14 protein-coding genes are annotated in these 18,103 nt (G+C 72.1%); 7 read left to right on the forward strand and 7 right to left on the reverse strand.

The window, feature by feature from the left end:
• Positions 1 to 18 precede the first annotated feature (18 nt).
• From E4198_RS11330 to ssd, 4 genes are all read right to left on the reverse strand, one after another.
• Positions 19 to 927 (reverse strand): type II secretion system F family protein, encoded by a 909-nt coding sequence (locus tag E4198_RS11330; RefSeq protein WP_247597635.1) that lies wholly within the window; start codon positions 925 to 927, stop codon positions 19 to 21.
• Positions 924 to 1,820: a type II secretion system F family protein gene (locus tag E4198_RS11335; RefSeq protein ID WP_247597636.1), complete on the reverse strand. Its 897-nt coding sequence runs from the start codon at positions 1,818 to 1,820 to the stop codon at positions 924 to 926. Before E4198_RS11335 ends, E4198_RS11330 begins: the two co-directional genes overlap by 4 nt.
• A gap of 23 nt (positions 1,821 to 1,843) precedes the next feature.
• Complete coding sequence (locus E4198_RS11340; RefSeq protein WP_136185323.1) at positions 1,844 to 2,998, reverse strand: TadA family conjugal transfer-associated ATPase; 1,155 nt, start codon at positions 2,996 to 2,998, stop codon at positions 1,844 to 1,846.
• 65 nt (positions 2,999 to 3,063) lie between these two features.
• Complete coding sequence (ssd, locus tag E4198_RS11345) at positions 3,064 to 4,248, reverse strand: septum site-determining protein Ssd (RefSeq protein ID WP_247597637.1); 1,185 nt, start codon at positions 4,246 to 4,248, stop codon at positions 3,064 to 3,066.
• Positions 4,249 to 4,704: 456 nt separating this feature from the next.
• Between ssd and E4198_RS11350 the strand changes: the two genes are divergently transcribed.
• A complete protein-coding gene (locus E4198_RS11350) occupies positions 4,705 to 5,544 on the forward strand; it encodes an HAD family hydrolase (RefSeq protein WP_136183046.1) in 840 nt (279 codons plus the stop codon).
• 357 nt (positions 5,545 to 5,901) lie between these two features.
• Here E4198_RS11350 and E4198_RS11355 read toward each other — a convergent pair whose 3' ends face one another.
• Complete coding sequence (locus tag E4198_RS11355) at positions 5,902 to 6,750, reverse strand: oxidoreductase (protein WP_136183047.1); 849 nt, start codon at positions 6,748 to 6,750, stop codon at positions 5,902 to 5,904.
• A gap of 105 nt (positions 6,751 to 6,855) precedes the next feature.
• Here E4198_RS11355 and E4198_RS11360 point away from each other — a divergent pair, with 105 nt between their 5' ends.
• Complete coding sequence (locus tag E4198_RS11360; protein WP_136183048.1) at positions 6,856 to 7,851, forward strand: ATP-binding protein; 996 nt, start codon at positions 6,856 to 6,858, stop codon at positions 7,849 to 7,851.
• A 43-nt stretch (positions 7,852 to 7,894) separates the two neighbouring features.
• On the opposite strand, the gene E4198_RS11365 is transcribed toward E4198_RS11360, so the two are convergent.
• Positions 7,895 to 9,166 carry a hypothetical protein gene (locus E4198_RS11365; RefSeq protein ID WP_136183049.1) on the reverse strand — a complete coding sequence of 424 codons (1,272 nt, stop codon included), beginning with the start codon at positions 9,164 to 9,166 and terminating at the stop codon, positions 7,895 to 7,897.
• A gap of 290 nt (positions 9,167 to 9,456) precedes the next feature.
• Here E4198_RS11365 and E4198_RS11370 point away from each other — a divergent pair, with 290 nt between their 5' ends.
• From E4198_RS11370 to E4198_RS25800, 5 genes are all read left to right on the forward strand, one after another.
• A complete protein-coding gene (locus E4198_RS11370) occupies positions 9,457 to 11,868 on the forward strand; it encodes a SulP family inorganic anion transporter (protein ID WP_136183050.1) in 2,412 nt (803 codons plus the stop codon).
• 126 nt (positions 11,869 to 11,994) lie between these two features.
• The gene (gene acs, locus E4198_RS11375; protein WP_136183051.1) at positions 11,995 to 13,959 is read left to right on the forward strand and encodes an acetate--CoA ligase; all 1,965 of its coding nucleotides are present in this window, start codon (positions 11,995 to 11,997) and stop codon (positions 13,957 to 13,959) included.
• Positions 13,960 to 14,171: 212 nt separating this feature from the next.
• A complete protein-coding gene (locus E4198_RS11380; RefSeq protein WP_136183052.1) occupies positions 14,172 to 14,636 on the forward strand; it encodes a phage holin family protein in 465 nt (154 codons plus the stop codon).
• 12 nt (positions 14,637 to 14,648) lie between these two features.
• Complete coding sequence (locus E4198_RS11385) at positions 14,649 to 15,584, forward strand: alpha/beta hydrolase (RefSeq protein ID WP_136183053.1); 936 nt, start codon at positions 14,649 to 14,651, stop codon at positions 15,582 to 15,584.
• A gap of 758 nt (positions 15,585 to 16,342) precedes the next feature.
• Positions 16,343 to 16,798 (forward strand): WhiB family transcriptional regulator, encoded by a 456-nt coding sequence (locus tag E4198_RS25800; RefSeq protein ID WP_348771299.1) that lies wholly within the window; start codon positions 16,343 to 16,345, stop codon positions 16,796 to 16,798.
• Here the strand turns inward: E4198_RS25800 and E4198_RS11405 are convergent.
• The gene (locus tag E4198_RS11405; RefSeq protein WP_247597904.1) at positions 16,795 to 18,072 is read right to left on the reverse strand and encodes an ArsA family ATPase; all 1,278 of its coding nucleotides are present in this window, start codon (positions 18,070 to 18,072) and stop codon (positions 16,795 to 16,797) included. The two genes, E4198_RS25800 and E4198_RS11405, sit on opposite strands and share 4 nt — an antisense overlap.
• Positions 18,073 to 18,103: the final 31 nt, after the last annotated feature.

The raw sequence follows: 18,103 nt of genomic DNA on the forward strand, positions 1-18,103 counted from the left end.
TCGTACGGGCTGGGCGGTTCAGATCAGGGAGCGGGCGAGGCCGAGTACGACGGGCGCGACGCCCACCGCGAGAAACGCGGGCAGGAAGCAGAGCCCCAGCGGTCCGGTCACCAGGACGGCGGCACGGCGCGCCCGGACGCCCGCCGCCCGCGCCCGCCGTGCCCGGCAGGTGGCCGCCAGCCGGGCCACCGCCTGCACCGGCGGCACACCCGTCGTGCCGGCGCGCTCCATGCACCGGGCGAGCCCGTCGCACCCGGGCTGGGCGCCGAACCTGCCCCACACCGCCGCCGGTTCAGCGCCCAGCCGCAGTTCCGCTGCCGCGCGCACCAGCCGGTCGCCCAACGCGCCTCCGGTGGACCGGCCCACGGCCTCCGCCGCCTGGGCGGGACCAGATCCGGCGGTGAGGCAGGCGGCCAGCAGTTCGGCGGCCAGGGGCAGTTGCCGATCCACCGCCCGTACGGCCGTCCGGGCCACCGCGTCCTCCCTCGCCCGCCCGGCTCGCCGGCGAAGCCACCACCACATGGCCACCCCCGCCGACACGGCCGCCAGCCACCCGCCCGGGCCGCTGCTCAGCAGGCGCACCACGACGGCGGCGGTCAGCGCACCCGCCCACACACTCCACTGTCGGCCGGGGCGCGACGGGCCGTCGGACGGACGGCGGGTACCACCCGCTCCGCGCCGTCTGCAGTCAGTGCGGTCCCGACGGCGCGGGAGGAGTGGTCGCCCGGTCTCCGCCCCGGCGAGGTGACGCGCCCGGTCGCCCCGCAGCCGCTGCTCGCGCCAGCCCAGCAGCACCACGACGACGGCTCCGGCCGCCATGAGCACGGCCATCACCCACCACACCAACGGCTCCACCACCCCGCTCATCACCGCCTGGGGCATCACCGCCGACGAGGCCGCCCCCACCACCACGGCCGCCGTGCTCACGACTCCTCCTCAGCCGTCCGCACCAGCCGGGCGACCCAGGCAAGCCCGGCCCACTCGAGCAGTGCGCCGACCGCGAGGCAGCCCAGCCCGACCGGGCTGTGCAGCAGCACGTGCAGCGGTTCGGCTCCCATGGCGGTGCCGAGCAGCAGCCCGAAGGCCGGAAGCAGCGCGAGCACGACGGCGGTGGAGCGCGGGCCGGCGAGCTGTGCGCGCAGTTCGTCGCGCTGGTCACGTTCGGCTCGCAGCGCGTCGGCGACCCGGTCCAGGCCGTCGGCGAGGCCCGCCCCTCCGTCGGTGGCGACCTGCCAGCACGCCGCCACTCCCGTGAGGCCGTGCGCACCGGGCAGTCGCGCCGCCCTGTTCAGCACGGCCGGTACGTCGCCGCCGAACCGCGCGGCGGCCAGCAGCGCCGCGCCCTCCTTCCCCAATCGACCGGCCCCCGCGCCCAGAAGAGCGCCCGCGGGAAGACGGCCCCCGCGCAGTTCCCCCGCGACATCGGTGCACAGGTCGATGACCGCGTTCTCGGTGCGCTCGGCGGCCTCCCGTGCCCGGCGCCTCCTCGCGAGCCGTCCGGCCACCGGGACCGTGAAAAGGCCCAGTACGGCCGGAATCCATGACTCGCCCAGGGCGCCGACCAGGCCACCTGCCGGCAGGCACCACCAGGCTCGCCCCGCGCGGGCCCAGGGCCGCTGGAGAGCCGCGACGGCGCCCCTCGGCAGGCGCTTCCGCGACGCGCCCCCGTGCAGCCGCGCACGGCCGCCTCCGGCGGGCCGCGGCGCCGCGTCCGCACCGGCGGCGAGCAGCAACCGGGCACGTCCGGGGCCCCGCCGGTCGCACAACACCCAGGCGAGGAGGGCGGCACAGGCGAGCGCGGCGGCGAACGCAGCGGACACCTCCGTTGACCAGGGGCCGCCCCTCACAGTGCACCTCCCCGTCGGCACAGGTCATCCAGGCGCGGCGCCCCCGGTCCGGCGACGAAGCCGCGGGGACCCCAACGTGCCGCAGGCAGGGTGCGGACGAGGCCGGCCTCGTCCCGTTCCAGGACATGGATCTCGGCGACGCGTCGGGCACCGTCCCGCTCGCGGACGAGGTGAACGACCGCGTCCAGGGCAGCCGCCAACTGGCTGTGCAGAGCCCCTCGATCGAGCCCCGCGGTCGCTGCCAGCGCTTCCAGCCGCGCGGGGACGTCGCCAGCGGCGTTGGCGTGCACCGTCCCGCATCCGCCTTCGTGGCCGGTGTTGAGGGCCATCAGGAGGTCGGTGACCTCCGCGCCCCTGACCTCGCCGACCACGAGGCGGTCGGGACGCATGCGCAGCGCCTGGCGCACCAGGTCGCGCAACCCGACGCGGCCCGCGCCCTCCTGGTTGGCCGGCCGGGTCTCCAGCCGGACGACGTGCGGATGGTCGGGCCGCAGCTCCGCCGAGTCCTCCGCCAGCACGAGGCGCTCGCGCGCCCCCACCAGCCCGAGCAGACAGGAGAGGAGCGTGGTCTTGCCGGTACCGGTGCCGCCGCTGACCAGGAAGGAGAGGCGCGCGTCGACCATGGCGCGCAGCAGCCTGTCGCCGCCGGGGGGCAGGGTGCCCGCCGCGGCGAGCTCGTCGAGGTCGAAGGGCCGGTGCCGTACCACTCGCAGGGAGAGACAGGTGGTGCCGACGGCGACGGGTGGCAGGACGGCGTGCAGCCGGGTGCCGTCAGGAAGCCGGGCGTCCACCCAGGGTCGTGCGTCGTCCAGTCGTCGGCCGGCCGAAGTCGCGAGCCGCTGCGCCAGGTGCCGCACGGCCTCGGGGTCGGGGAATCGCACCCGGGTGCGTTCCAGGCCGGCGCCGCGGTCGACCCAGACCTCCTCCGGCCCGGTGACCAGTACGTCAGTCACCCGGGGATCCGCGAGCAATGGCTCGAGCGGCCCGGTGCCGACCATTTCGGACCGCAGTACCTCGACCACCCGCAGCACCGCGCTGTCGCCGAGCAGACGGCCCTGGGCACGAAGGGCGGCGGCAACTCGGGCCGGTGTGGGCTCGGCCCCGGCTTCCGCGAGCCGCAGCCGCACGGCGTCCAGCAGGGAGCGGTCCACCCCGGGGGCAGGCCTGCGGCGACGCCCGGTGCGGGCGCCGGGTTCTTCGGCGGTGTGCAGACCGCTCACGCCGTCGCACCTCCGTCACGGCCCTCGCCGTGTCCGCCGGGGGTGGTCCGGCCGGCCCCGGCGGGAAGCGCACGTTCCCAGAACTCCCGGGCGAAGCGGGAGAGCGCCCCGCGTTCGTCGTCACCGGGCGGTACGCCCCGGTCCACGGCCTCGGTCAGCCCGGTCTCCCAGGGGAGTTCGCCGGCCAGCGGCAGCCCGAGCAGCCGGGCCGTCTCGTGCTCGTCCAGCCCGCGGCCGTACCTCGCGCCCTGCGGGCCGCCCGGCGGGCGGACGACGGCGCGCAGGTCACGAAGCACCATCCGGGCCCGCCCGGCAACGCGATGCGAGGCCGCGACGGCGCGCAGTTCGGCCGGTACCACCAGCAGTCCGAGATCCAGTTGGGCGAGGACCTCGGTCACCGCCTCGTCCATCCGCCGCGGCAGGTCGACGACCACCACACCACCACGCCGCCGGGCTGCTCCGAGGACGGACCTCATCGCGTCCCCGGAGATCGTCACGGAGTCCCCGCGGTCCCAGCTGAGCACGCTCAAGCCGTGCAGCCTCGGCAGCGACTCCTCGAACGCGGCGCCGCCCACCCGGCCCCGCGACTCGGCGAACGCCGGCCATCGCAGTCCCTCCGTCCTCTCTCCGCCGAGCAGGACGTCGAGTCCTCCGCCCAGTGGGTCCCCGTCGATCAGAACCGTCCGCCGGCCGGCGCGCGCCGAGGAGAGCGCCAGCGCGCAGGCGAGGGTGGAGGCACCCGCCCCGCCGCGCCCGCCGAAAACGCCGACGGTCAGCGCGGGATTTCCGACGCCTTCCGCTGCATCGGCGATCCTCCCGGTGAGCCAGCTCTCCGCATCGGGCAGCAGCACCACGCCCTCGGCACCGATGCGCACGCCACGCTCCCACACACCCGGGTCGTCCATGTCCCGGCCGACGAGCAGGACCCCGGCCCGGCGGGCGCCGCGCGGCGGGCCGGTGCCGGCCCCGGCGAGCCCGCCGGCGACGCCCGCGCAGTCGTCGCCCACCAGCACCAGCGGTGCGCGTTCCCACGCTTCGGCCGCGGACCAGCAGGCCCACGCGGCGCGGTCGGCGGGCACTCCGTGTGCGACCTGAGCCTCCGCACCGGCCGCGGCGCACAACCGCAGCAGATCGTCCAGCAGGCCGTCGTCCTCCGTGACGATCAAGACGTTCTCCGCCACTTCGCAGCTCCCTTCCCACGTCATTTCGTCGCGTCCGCAAACGACTGCGGACGGCTAGCGGGAAACAACGTGCCGCGAACCGGAGAATCGTGTGGATCATGGTGGGAAACGGTGGACTACCCAGCAGTTGTGAATAACTCCGGGCCCCGAACCGGTGACTTTCGCAGAGGAACCCCGCGATGACGCACAGTGACGGTTCACTGGTGGGCGAGACGCCACCGGGGGACCGGCGTGCGGCGGAGAGAAGGGCGGACGGAACCGCTGACGGGAAGACCCCCGGACATGCGACGACCCCCGCCGGGGGGGAGAGCGGGGGTCGTCTCCACGGCCGACTCGGGGGGGGAGGAGTCGGGCCGGGTTAGCACGGTCGCGAACGATCCGTGACTTCCATGGTGTACCCGAGAGCCTTCTCAGGCAAACCCACGCGCCACAGCTTACGCCGAATGGTGGGCCCCTATGCTCAGTGCCGTGGAAAACCAGTCGCTGCCCCGTACGGCCGCCTTCTTCGATCTGGACAAGACGGTCATTGCGAAGTCGAGCACGCTCACCTTCGGCAGGTCCTTCTACCAAGGTGGCTTGATCAATCGCCGGGCGGTGCTGCGCACCGCCTACACCCAGTTCGTCTTTCTTCTTGGTCGCGCCGACCATGCCCAGATGGAGCGGATGCGGCAGTACCTGTCCGCCCTCTGCCGCGGCTGGAACGTGCAGCAGGTGAAGGAGATCGTCGCGGAGACCCTGTACGAGCGCATCGATCCGATCATCTACGACGAGGCGGCCACGCTCATCGAGCAGCACCACCTCGCCGGACGTGACGTGGTGATCGTCTCCACCTCGGGCGCCGAAGTCGTGGAGCCGATCGGTGAGATGCTCGGCGCCGACAAGGTGGTCGCGACCCGCATGGTGGTGGAGGACGGCTGCTTCACCGGCGAGGTGGAGTACTACGCGTACGGGCCGACAAAGGCGGAGGCCATCGCGGAGCTCGCCGCGTCCGAGGGGTACGACCTGAGCCGCTGCTACGCCTACAGCGACTCGGCCACCGACCTGCCGATGCTGGAATCGGTCGGTCATCCGCACGCCGTCAACCCGGACCGCGCGCTGCGCAGGGAGGCGCTCGCACGGGGCTGGCCGATGCTGGGCTTCAGCCGCCCGGTGCGACTGAAGCAGCGCCTGCCCTCGTTCTCCCTGCCCTCCCGCCCGACGCTCGCCGTGGCAGGTGCCGCCCTGCTCGCGGGCGCCGCCACGGCCGCCGCGGTGTGGTACAGCGGCAGACGGCGTGCCCGCTTCGGGGCTGCTTGAAGGCGAAAGTAAAGATGTCCGGGCGGGGGTTCCACTCGATCTCCGCCAGCGGTACAAAGGAGTCAACGGCCCGCGAGACCGGCGGCATCCGAGAGGATCCCGTTCACGCAACAAGGCCCCACGGACCGGACGCATGAACACCGGGCACCCACGCGCAGCCGACCCGCGATTCGGGCCAGTCGCACCAGGAGACGGGCAAAGTCCCGACCTGATGGACGCTATGTGGAGCACGCACTGGTAACTCGGTGAACATGCCAGCGGCGGTACCGTTCGCGGTGCCGCCGCATCCTTGCGCACCGCGTGCCTGCTGCCGCGACCCGGAGAACTCCGGTCACCGCGAGCCTCCGGGGCGGAGGGTCAGGCGGCACCGCGCTGGAGTGCCTCGCACACCGCCGTGCTCTCCCTGCTCCCCAGTTCGACGGCTTTCCCGCAGTGGGCGAGCCATTCCGCCATGCCCTCGGGTGTGCCGGACGCGTAGCCGGCGAGTGCTTCCAGGTAGTCTGCGGCGCCGACTTCAGCATGCCCGACCTCCGACGGACACACCGCCTTCGGGTCCAGCCCGCTGCCGATGAGAACGATCCGTTCCGCCGCGCGGGCCACGAGGCCGTTGTGCGAGCGGAACGGACGCAGCGCCAGGATCTCGCCATGGACGATCCCCGCGGTCACCAGCGCAGGGGCGGACGATCCGGCCACCAGAAGCCGCCCGAGACCGTCCAGGCGGCCGGCCACCTCGTCGGCGTCCGGCAGCGGCACGCCCGGCAGGGCCGGCTCGCGCGTGGAGTCGACCGGCTCGCCCGCCAGCCGTGGACGCCCCACGGCATCGTCCCCTCCGGCTCCGCCGACGGCGACCAGATGGAGCCGGGCGAGTACCCGCAACGGCGACTGACGCCAGACACTCAGAAGCTGCCCGCACTCCGCCGTCACCCGCAGCGCGCCGCCCACGGTGCGGGCCTCCCCCTCGACGCCGAAGTCGCTGCGGCGCCGGACCTCTTCGAGTGCCCAGTCCGCGCCTGCCAGCGCCGCGGAGGCCCGCGCCCCGCGCAGGGCAGCCTCGGAGCTGATCTCGGCGCTGCGGCGCCTCATGACCCGGTGCCCGTAGACCCGGTCGACGGATTTCCGCACCGATTCCACGGCCCCGGCGACGCCGGGCAGTTCGGCGAGCGGAGCCAGGGGGTCTTCGGCAGGGCGACCGGCGGGGTTACTCATGCGTATGAGCCTACGCACCCCCGCCGTGCCCCATGCCCCTCGATCGAGTGGTCTTGTTCACTCACCTTCACCACTCTTCGCGACCGTCCGGTTACGCTGATGAACATGAAGATCGCTTTCGTCGGCAAGGGCGGCAGTGGCAAGACCACGCTGTCCTCCCTGTTCATCCGCCGTCTCGCCGCCGTGGGCCTCCCGGTCCTCGCCGTCGACGCCGACATCAACCAGCACCTGGGGGCCGCCCTGGGCATGGACGAGGCGGCTGCCGCAGCGCTGCCCGCCATGGGCGCGCACCTGCCCCTCATCAAGGAGCACCTGCGCGGGTCGAACCCCCGCATCCCTTCCGCGGACAAGATGATCAAGACGACGCCGCCGGGCGAGGGCTCCCGTCTGTTGCGGGTGACCGAGGACAACCCGGTCTTCGACGCCTGCGCCCGCAAGGTGACGCTGGACGAGGGCACGGTCCGGCTGCTCGTCACCGGACCGTTCACCGAGTCCGATCTCGGCGTCGCCTGCTACCACTCCAAGGTCGGCGCGGTGGAACTCTGCCTGAACCACCTGGTGGACGGTCGTGACGAGTACGTGGTGGTCGACATGACCGCCGGAAGCGACTCGTTCGCCTCCGGGATGTTCACCCGCTTCGACATGACGTTCCTGGTGGCCGAGCCGACCCGCAAGGGCGTCGCGGTGTACCGGCAGTACAAGGAGTACGCCCGGGACTTCGGCGTCGCGCTGCACGTGGTGGGCAACAAGGTGCAGGACGCCGACGACCTGGCATTCCTCCGGTCGGAAGTGGGTGACGACCTGCTCACCGTTCTAGGACACTCGGACTGGGTGAGGTCCGCCGAACGGGGTCGTCCGCGCCCGTTCAGGGCACTCGGCGAGACCGATGCCGCCGCGCTCGCGGCCCTGCACATCGCCGCGGACGAGACGTACGAGCGTCGCGACTGGGAGCGGTACACCCAGCAGATGGTGCACTTCCACCTGCGCAACGCGGAGAGCTGGGGAAACGCGCGAACCGGGGTCGACCTGGCTGCCCAGGTCGACCCCGGCTTCGTGCTCCGGGAGTCCGCGCTCACGGTCGGCGCACCGCAGCCGGTCTGACCGCCGACTGCGATCGGCTGCGGTCGGGCGCAGCCGATCCGGCCTACCTGGCGTCGGGCGCAGCGGGGGGAGCGGCGGCGGACGGTGCCACCGACCGGGCGGCCTTCCCGGCCAGGAACTGCTCCCATCCACCCTTTGGCTTCTCGCCGACGCCCAGTGTGCGGAGCTTCGCCAGCACGCGCGGGTCCTGGACGTCGAGCCAGTCGACGAGCTGCCTGAAGGAGACGCAGCGCACGTCCTCCAGCGAACACACCGTCTTGATCACTTCGGCGAGGCCGTCCATGTAGATGCCACCGTTCCACTGTTCGAAGTGGTTGCCGATGATCATCGGGGCGCGGTTGCCCTCATAGGCGCGGCGGAAGCCCTGCAGGAGTCCGTCGTGCCACTGGCGCTCCCAGTACGCCCGCTTGGCGGGGTCACCCTTGACCGTGCCGGACTGGTTGGCGAGGAAGTTGTAGTCCATCGACAGGGTCTCGAACGAACGCCCGGGCATGGGGATCTGCTGCAACGGCAGGTCCCACAGCCCTTCCTCCTTGCCGGGCCACACCTGGGTGCCGTTGCCGCTGGAGTCGTAGCGGAATCCCATGTCCCTGGCTGCGGGGAGCAGGTTGTCACGGCCTTCGAGGCAGGGGGTGCGACCGCCGATCAGCTCTTTGTCGTAGTCGAAGGGCAGCGGGGGCATCCCCTTCCAGCCCGTGGTGGTCTTCCAGTGCTGGACGAAGTACTTGGACTGCCTGATCTCGCTCTTCCACTCCTGCACCGACCAGCTGCCGACGCCACCCGGACCGCAGAAGTGCCCGTTGAAGTGGGTGCCGACCTCGCTTCCGTCGAGCCAGGCGAGGCGGAGCTGTTCGAGAGTGGCCCGGATGTCCTCGTCGTCGAGGTAGCCGATGTCGGACGCCCCCACCGAGTGTCCGGGCGGGTGGTAGCGCGCGCGTTCCTCCTCGGGCAGCAGGTAGATGCCGCTGAGGAAGTAGGTCATGGAGGCGTCGTACTCCTTCGCCAGCTTGCGGAAGCGGGAGAAGAGGCGGTTCCCGTCCTCGCCGGCGCCGTCCCACGAGAAGACCACGAACTGGGGCGGCTTCGCGCCGGGCGCGAGTCTGCTCGGCACGTGCCGGCCGGGCTGCCGACCGGTGACGGCGGTGGAGCCGTCCCCCAGCAAACGGGGCTTGACCCGGGGCGCCTCGTCGTCGGAGCTCTGCGACGACCGGCCGTCGTCCGCGTCCTCACCCGCGGGCCCGGCGCATCCGCCGAGCAGCAGTGCCAGGGCGGTCAGCGTGGCCGTACCCGCGGCCCGGCGTCTCCTGACGGTCATGGGCTCACCTCATCCTCACAAGTCGGGAAGAACAGCCGTCCAGCTGATGTGCGCGATGGACGCCGCCCCAACGTGGCACCGGCAGGAGGGAAGAGCCGGTATGACAAGCGGACTTGCTGACTTTTTCACTCGCAAGGCGGAACATTCGCAGTGATCATCACCGCCGACTTCTCCAAGTCTTTACTTACCCTTACGCTTCCTTTACCGCTACTGAGAGTAGTCACGATCTTTCACTTGTCCCGTATGCGCAGGTGAAGACGCATACGCCATACGCCCGGAGGTGCCGAACGATGCCGTCCACCACCCCCGCACGCCCTCCCCGCAGCGCCGGCGAAGCCCTCGGAGTGAAGAGCCACGCTTCCCACGACCCGGACCGGATTCGCCGTCGGAACCGCCACGTCGCCGACCTGTCGGCGTCCGTCACGGTCTTCCTGATCGCGCTGCCGCTCTCTCTCGGCATCGCGCTGACGACGGGGGCTCCACTCCAGGCCGGACTCGTCGCCGCCGCGGTCGGCGGCATCGTCGGGGGACGGCTCGGCGGCGCGCCGCTCCAGATCGGCGGGCCCGCCGCCGGTCTCACGGTCGTCACCGCGGACCTGATCAACGTCTACGGCTGGCGCACCACCTGCGCACTCACCGTGGGCGCGGGCCTGGTGCAACTCGTCCTCGGCCGGCTCAGGGTCGCCCGGTCGGTGCTCGTCGTGAGCCCGGCGATCGTGCACGGCATGCTGGCGGGCATCGGCGTCACGATCGCCCTGGCACAGCTGCACATCGTCCTCGGCGGAAGCCCGGAGAGTTCCGCGATGGCGAACCTGGCCGCACTCCCGGGGCAACTCGCCGACACCCGCCCGACGGCCCTCGCGGTCAGCGCACTCACCGTCGGCGTGCTGCTGAGCTGGCCGTGGCTACGCCGGCTTCCCGGCGGATCAGGCGGCTTCCTGGCGAAAGTGCCCGGACCGCTCGCCGCCGTCGGCCTGGCCACCGTCGTGGCGACAGCGGCCGGTCTCGGTCTGTCCAGGGTCGACCTGCCCTCGTGGCGGAGTCACGCACTTCCCCAGCTCCCCGAAGGACCGTTGCTGGGGCTGCTCGCCGGGCTGCTCACGATCATGATGGTCTCCGGCGTGCAGACGCTCCTCAGCGCCGTGGCGATGGACAAGCTCACCGCCGCGCGGACCGGCGACGACCAGGTGCCGCGCGCCGACCTGGACCGGGAGCTGCGCGGCCTCGGCGCCTCCAACGTGGTCTCCGGTGCCCTCGGCGGCCTCCCCGTCGCGGGCGTGGCGGTGCGCAGCTCGGCCAACGTCGCGGCGGGAGCGGTCAGCCGCAACTCCTCCATCCTGCACGGCGTATGGGTGCTGCTCGCAGCCGGTCTGGCCGTCACGATCCTGGAACGGATTCCCCTCGCGGCACTGGCCGCACTGGTGATGGTGGTCGGCGTCCAGATGGTGAAGATCTCCCACATCCGGACGGTCACCCGGCACCGGGAGGCGCTGGTGTACGCGGCGACGTTCGCCGGGGTGGTGCTTCTCGGCGTGCTGGAGGGCGTGGGGATCGGCATCGTCCTCGCCGTGGCCGTCGCGCTGAACAGGTTGACCCACACGCGGATCACCACCCGGGAGGACGGCGACATCCACCGGGTCCACGTGCGCGGGCAGCTCACGTTCCTCGCCGTGCCCCGGCTCAGCCGCGCACTCGCACGCGTTCCGGAAGGAGCCGACGCCGTGGTCGAGTTGGACGGGTCGTTCATGGACCACGCGGCCTTCGAGACCCTGCAGGAGTGGCGCGCCGCCCAGGAGGCGCGCGGAGGGGGCGTGGAGGTCAAGGGTCGGGAGGGCAGACAGATCGCCGAGCCCTCCGCTGCTCACGGATGCTCGCCCTGGACGCCGTGGCGCAACCACCAGTGCACCCGCCCGACCTCCGACGAGCGCCCGGAACACACCGCGCGCCGGGGGCAGCTGCTGGGCGGCGTGCGGAATTTCCAGCGGTCCACGGCGCCACGGGTCCGCAAGGAGCTGGCCCGGCTGGCCGCCGAGGGGCAGCGTCCGTCGCAACTGTTCCTCACCTGTGCGGACTCCCGGCTGGTCACCAGCATGATCACCTCCAGCGGCCCCGGAGACCTGTTCACCGTACGGAACATCGGCAATCTGGTGCCGCTGCCCGGCCAGGAGAGCGGGGACGACTCGGTCGCAGCGGCGATCGAGTACGCGGTGGAGGTGCTCGAGGTCGAGTCGATCACCGTCTGCGGGCATTCCGGATGCGGGGCGATGCAGGCACTGCACGCCTCCGACGCGGCTGCCGTAGACAGTTCGCTCGGCAGGTGGCTGCGACACGGCGCGTCGAGCGTGCGCCGGGCGGCCGAGCAGCCCGGCTCGGTGCCGAGCATTCCGGGCCGCACCTCGGACGCTCTGGAGGCGCTGTGTCTCGCCAACGTGGTCCAGCAGCTCGAGCACCTCGTCGCTCACCCCTGCGTGGCCCAGCGCGTGGCGGAGGGGGCCCTGGAGCTGCACGGCATGTACTTCCACGTCCGGGAGGCCCAGGCGTACGTCATGGATCTCGCACCGTCCCTGCGCGAGGCGCGACCCGTGTTCCTCCCTGTACGGCCGGAAGACGAAGAGGCCGACGGAGAGGTGGGCGGACGTGACGCGCCGGCCCGCTCGGGATGCGGTGCCCACGCTTCCGCAGGCGGAGCAGGTCCCTTGTGAGCCCGCGCGAAGCGAAGACCCTCAACAGGTCTAAACCAATATCCCGCGTCAACCCTTGTCACGGGGGCGCACGGGCTGATGAGCTAGGCATGGGACACAACGGACACCCTGGGAAAGGGAGATGTCGTGAGTAACGAGAGCCTGGCCAATCTTCTCAAGGAGGAGCGTCGATTCGCTCCTCCCGCTGAGCTGGCCGCCCACGCCAACGTGGCAGCGGAGGCGTACGAGCAGGCGAGGGCCGACCGGCTGGGCTTCTGGGCCGAGCAGGCGCGTCGCCTCTCGTGGGGCACCGAACCGACCGAGACGCTCGACTGGTCCAACCCGCCCTTCGCCAAGTGGTTCGCCGACGGCAAGCTCAACGTCGCCTACAACTGCGTCGACCGGCACGTCGAGGCGGGCAACGGCGACCGGGTCGCCTTCCACTTCGAGGGCGAGCCGGGCGACACCCGCACGCTCACCTACGCGGATCTCCAGGGGGAAGTCTGCAAGGCGGCGAACGCCCTGACCGAGCTGGGCGTGCAGGCGGGAGACCGGGTCGCGGTCTACATGCCGATGATCCCGGAGACCGTCGTCGCCATGCTGGCCTGCGCGCGCATCGGCGCCCCGCACTCCGTCGTGTTCGGCGGGTTCTCCGCGGACGCCCTGGCCACCCGCATCCAGGACGCCGACGCCCGCGTGGTCATCACCGCCGACGGCGGTTACCGCAAGGGCGGTGCCAGCGCCCTGAAGCCGGCCGTCGACGAGGCCCTGACCCGTCCGGGCACGGAGAACGTACGCTCGGTGCTGGTCGTGCGCCGCACCGGCCAGGAGGACATCGCCTGGCACGACGACCGGGACGTGTGGTGGCACGACCTCGTCGACCGGCAGTCCGACCGGCACACCGCGCAGGACTTCGACGCCGAGCACCCGCTCTTCATCCTCTACACCTCCGGCACCACCGGTAAGCCGAAGGGCATCCTGCACACCACCGGCGGCTATCTCACGCAGGTCGCCTACACCCACCACGCGGTCTTCGACCTGAAGCCGGAGACCGACGTGTTCTGGTGCACCGCCGACGTGGGCTGGGTGACCGGACACTCGTACATCGTCTACGGGCCGCTGGCCAACGGCGCCACCGAGGTGCTGTACGAAGGCACCCCGGACAGCCCGCACAAGGGCCGCTGGTGGGAGATCGTCCAGAAGTACGGCGTGACGCTGCTCTACACCGCGCCCACCGCGATCCGCGCGTGCATGAAGTGGGGCGACGACATCCCGGCCAAGTTCGACCTGTCGTCGCTGCGCATCCTTGGTTCGGTCGGCGAGCCGATCAACCCCGAGGCGTGGGTCTGGTACCGCCACCACATCGGCGGGGACCGTACGCCCGTGGTGGACACCTGGTGGCAGACGGAGACCGGCGGCATGATGATCAGCCCGCTGCCCGGCGTGACGAAGGCGAAGCCCGGTTCCGCCCAGGTGCCGCTTCCCGGCATCTCCGCGACCGTCGTGGACGACGAGGCGCGCGAGGTCCCCGACGGCGGGGGCGGCTACCTGGTGCTCACCGAGCCGTGGCCTTCGATGCTGCGCACCATCTGGGGCGACGACAAGCGCTTCCTCGACACCTACTGGTCCCGCTTCGAAAACCAGTACTTCGCGGGCGACGGCGCGAAGAAGGACGACGACGGCGACGTCTGGCTGCTCGGCCGGGTCGACGACGTCATGCTCGTCTCGGGCCACAACATCTCCACCACGGAGGTGGAGTCCGCGCTGGTCGCGCACCCCAAGGTCGCCGAGGCCGCGGTGGTCGGCGCCACCGACCCGCAAACCACGCAGGCCATCGTGGCGTTCGTGATCCTGCGCGGCTCTGCAGCCGAGGACGAAGGGCTCTCCGAGGAGTTGCGGCAGCACGTCGCCAAGCAGCTCGGACCGATCGCGAAGCCAAAGCAGATCCTGGCCGTTGCGGAGCTGCCCAAGACCCGTTCCGGCAAGATCATGCGCCGTCTGCTGCGTGACGTCGCGGAAAACCGTGAGCGGGGAGATGTCAGCACGCTCACCGACTCCTCGGTGATGGACCTCATCGAGGCCAAGATGCCCAGCGCCCCGAGCGAGGACTGAGCGCGACCGCCCGGCGAGGGCGGCGGCGCCGACGCCACGTCACCCGGCCGTGCCCGCACAGCCAGGTGGGTGCCGGCGGTGCACACGTCGCGGGGGCACCGGCAGGCGGAAGGCCTTCCGGTGCCCCCGCGACGCGCGTGGGTACACGCAGGGGGACGATGGTCCGGCATCATCGGATGACCGACCGGTAACCGAACCAGAGGGAGACAGCGATGAGCACAGCCGCAGACGACCGGAGCCTGGGCCAGCTGGTCGCCTCGGCCACCACCGAGCTGTCCGCCCTGGTGCACGACGAGATCGCGCTCGCCAAGGCGGAGATCCGCCAGGACGTGAAGCGCGGCGCCATCGGGGGCGGCGCCGGCATCGTGGCCGCGGTCCTGCTGCTGTTCTCCCTGCCAGTGCTGTCCTTCGCCGCCGCCTACGGGATCCACAACCTGGGGCTCGGCCTCGCCTGGTCGTTCCTGATCGTCGGCGGCGCCTTCATCGTCCTGGCACTGCTGCTCGCCCTCGTGGCGAAGGCCGCCCTCAAGCGCATCGAGCCGCCGAAGCGAGCCATCGCGTCGGCCAAGGAGTCCGCGGCCGTGCTCCAGAACGTCAAGCCGCATTCGCGTCCCTCCGTGTCCGTGGACAAGCAGGTCGTCCGCTCCTCGGTGTCCATGGAGAAGTCCGGGGTGTGACACGCTCAGGCCATGACGCACCCTGACAGCACCGCCGCCGTCGTACGCCCCGACGGGCCGTGGACCCACCGGGACGTGGCGGCGAACGGCGCGCGGTTCCACATCGCCGAGGCCGGCGAAGGGCCGCTGGTGCTGCTCCTGCACGGCTTCCCGCAGTACTGGTGGACCTGGCGGCGTCAGCTGACCGCGCTGGCGGACGCCGGCTACCGCGCCGTCGCCATGGACCTGCGCGGCGTGGGCGGCAGCGACCGCACCCCGCGCGGCTATGACCCGGCGAACCTGGCCCTCGACGTCACCGGGGTCATCCGGTCGCTCGGCGAGCCGGACGCCGCGCTGGTCGGCCACGACCTGGGCGGCTACCTGGCGTGGACGGCGGCCGTGATGCGCCCCAAGCTGGTCCGCCGGCTGGCCGTCGCCTCGATGCCGCATCCGCGCCGCTGGCGGGCCGCGATGCTCACCGACATGCGGCAGAGCGCGGCCGGCAGCCACATCTGGGGCTTCCAGCGCCCGTGGATTCCGGAGCGCCGGCTCACGGCCGACGACGGCGCCCTGGTGGCCCGGCTGATCCGCGAGTGGTCCGGGCCCAAGCTGGACGGCACCCTGGACGACGACACGCTGGACCGCTTCCGCCGGGCCATGTGCATCCCCTCCACCGCGCACTGCTCGGTCGAGCCGTACCGTTGGCTCGTCCGGTCGATGGCACGGCCGGACGGCTTCCAGTTCAACCGCCGCATGAAGCGGCCGGTCCGGGTGCCCACCCTGCATCTGCACGGGTCCCTCGACCCGGTGCTGCGGACACGCAGCGCGGCCGGCTCCGGCGAGTATGTCGAAGCGCCGTACCGCTGGCGCCTGTTCGACGGCCTCGGGCACTTTCCGCACGAGGAGGACCCGGAGGTCTTCACCGCGGAACTGATCGACTGGCTGCGCGACCCCGAACCAGATCGCTGAGTTCCGGAAGGCAGCCGCACATATGCCCGAGGAAAGCCCCGAACGAGTGAACGAAGTGCGGTTACCGACCATGGACGCCGGGCAGAGACCGAAGTATGGGCTTGACGCACGACCATCGTGACGTGGCACGCGAGCACAAGGGTCCGAGGAGGGGGCGTCCCGTACGGGGCGGGGACCGGCTCGCTCTCCGACACCCCCGAGAGCCCGCACTGGGCATCCCGCGCATCCTGGGCCGCCGGGCGCGCTGGTTCGGCGCACGTCTGAGGCATCCACGCGCCTGAGAGATCCGCACAGTTGAGGCGCCCGTGCAGTTGAGGCGCCCGTGAAGTTGAGGCGTCCGCGCGACCGCCCCGTCAGCGCGCCGCCCGCCGACGAGCGGGACGGACACCACGACGCCCCGCAGAGGTCGACACACCGTCAGCAGGCGGCTCTCACGAGCGACTTCGGGGCGGGCACCGACCACCCCACAGTTGCCGTCACGGCTGCCCTCATGCTGCCGGCGCGGACCGGTCCTCGTGCACCGCGCCCGGGAGCCCGGCGCGCCGATCGTCCCACGCCGCCAGAAAAGCGCAGGTTGCCGCCCCGTCACTCCGGTGGGTGATCTGCCGCGTACGCATAGTCCGATCGGGCCATTCAAGATTGGACCCGCAGGGGGTGTTGCACCGAGGGCAGGCTTCCGTAACGTCCTCAACTGGCAACGGTGAATATGCCGCTCGCCGCCGTGGGGGAGCCTCGATTCGGGAGAGGACGGCACCGGTATGGGCTGGGTTACCGACTGGAGTGCACAGGCCGCCTGTCGCACTACCGATCCGGACGAACTGTTCGTACAAGGCGCGGCACAGAACCGCGCCAAGGCGGTCTGCACGGGGTGCCCGGTGCGCACCGAGTGCCTGGCCGACGCCCTCGACAACCGCGTCGAGTTCGGCGTGTGGGGCGGGATGACGGAGCGGGAGCGCAGAGCCTTGCTCCGGCGCCGCCCGACCGTCACCTCGTGGCGCCGCCTTCTGGAGACCGCACGCTCGGAGTACGAGCGCAGCACGGGCGTCCTGCCCGACGAACTCGGCGGCCCGGTCGTCGACGACGGCGTGATGGACGGCGCCGCGGCCGAGCGCCCGGTGGTGGACGCCACCGCCGCGGTGGTGGACGGTCCGACGGCGGTGATCGCCCACGCGGAGGCACGGTACCGGCGCTACGCCGCGGCTGCCGCGGGCTAGTCCGCAGGCGGACCGGCGGGCCGGCCGCGCGTCTCCGCACCACCTGGTCCGTCCGCGCCCGGGTGGGCCGCCAGACGACCGCCGACGGCACGCAGGCCTTCCAGGTCGTGCACGTCGCCGGGCAGAGCGCCGATCTCCGCCACCGGCACCTCGCGGTGCCGGGCGACGAACCGGTCGCGCTGCCGGCGTTCGCGCCCCATGACGCGCATCCGTTCGGCGTGCAGCCGCAGCAGGCCGGCCGCCAGGGCGGCGTCCTCCGGCGCCACGGGTCCCGCCTCGTGCACCTCGGACGCCCCGGACGCCTCAGAAGCCCCGGAGGCCGTAACACCCGGGCCCTCGAGAGCCTCCGCCGCCGCCGCGGCGCGCTCCGCGCTGAGGCGGCACGCGCCGCTGCCGTGCATCCGGTTGAGCACCAGCCCGGCCAGCGGCATGCGTTCGGCACCCAGCCGTTCCACGAAGTACGCCGCCTCGCGCAGCGCGTCCCGTTCCGGTGCGGCGACCACCAGGAAGGCCGTGTCGGAGCCCTGGAGCAGCCGGTAGGTGGCGTCGGCGCGGGTGCGGAAGCCGCCGAAGGTGGTGTCCATGGCCGCGACGAACGTCTGCACGTCGCGCAGGAGGGACGCGCCGAGCAGCTTGTCCAGCGCCCCGGTGAACATCGACAGGCCGGCCACACCCAGGTTCACGAACTTCATACCGGCCCGGCCGCCGACCTTGGCCGGCGCGGTCAGGAGCCGGATGAACTTCCCGTCGAGGAAGGACCCGAGTCGCTTGGGCGCGTCCAGGAAGTCCAGCGCGGAGCGGCTCGGCGGGGTGTCGACGACGATCAGGTCCCACTCGTCGCGCGCCCTCAACTGACCGAGCTTCTCCATGGCCATGTACTCCTGGGTGCCGGCGAACCCGGCGGAGAGCGAGGCGTAGAAGGGGTTCTCCAGGATGGCGCGGGCGCGTTCCTCGTCCGCGTGCGCCTCGACGACCTCGTCGAAGGTGCGCTTCATGTCGAGCATCATGGCGTGCAGTTCGCCGCCCTTGTCCTCGGCGACGCCCGGTACCCGGCGCGGGGTGTTGTCGAGTGCGGTCAGACCCATGGACTGCGCCAGCCGCCGTGCCGGGTCGATGGTCAGCACCACGACCTTGCGGCCGCGTTCGGCCGCCCGCAGCCCGAGCGCAGCGGCCGTGGTGGTCTTCCCGACCCCGCCGGAGCCGCAGCAGACCACGATGCGCGTCTCCGTGTCGTCCAGCAGCGGGTCGATCTCGAGCACCGGCACGTCCTCCAGCGCTCCGTGGCTCCGCGCAGCACCACCCGCG

This window comes from Streptomyces sp. RKND-216, from assembly GCF_004795255.1.
Classification (GTDB): Bacteria; Actinomycetota; Actinomycetes; order Streptomycetales; family Streptomycetaceae; genus Streptomyces; species Streptomyces hazeniae.

Excerpts from the sequence above, each read along its gene's own strand:
- E4198_RS11350 (WP_136183046.1), top strand. The coding sequence starts at position 4,705 with ATGCTCAGTGCCGTGGAAAACCAGTCGCTGCCCCGTACGGCCGCCTTC.
- E4198_RS11355 (WP_136183047.1), bottom strand. The coding sequence starts at position 6,750 with ATGAGTAACCCCGCCGGTCGCCCTGCCGAAGACCCCCTGGCTCCGCTC.
- E4198_RS11360 (WP_136183048.1), top strand. The coding sequence starts at position 6,856 with ATGAAGATCGCTTTCGTCGGCAAGGGCGGCAGTGGCAAGACCACGCTG.
- E4198_RS11365 (WP_136183049.1), bottom strand. The coding sequence starts at position 9,166 with ATGACCGTCAGGAGACGCCGGGCCGCGGGTACGGCCACGCTGACCGCC.
- E4198_RS11370 (WP_136183050.1), top strand. The coding sequence starts at position 9,457 with ATGCCGTCCACCACCCCCGCACGCCCTCCCCGCAGCGCCGGCGAAGCC.
- E4198_RS11380 (WP_136183052.1), top strand. The coding sequence starts at position 14,172 with ATGAGCACAGCCGCAGACGACCGGAGCCTGGGCCAGCTGGTCGCCTCG.
- E4198_RS11385 (WP_136183053.1), top strand. The coding sequence starts at position 14,649 with ATGACGCACCCTGACAGCACCGCCGCCGTCGTACGCCCCGACGGGCCG.
- E4198_RS25800 (WP_348771299.1), top strand. The coding sequence starts at position 16,343 with ATGGGCTGGGTTACCGACTGGAGTGCACAGGCCGCCTGTCGCACTACC.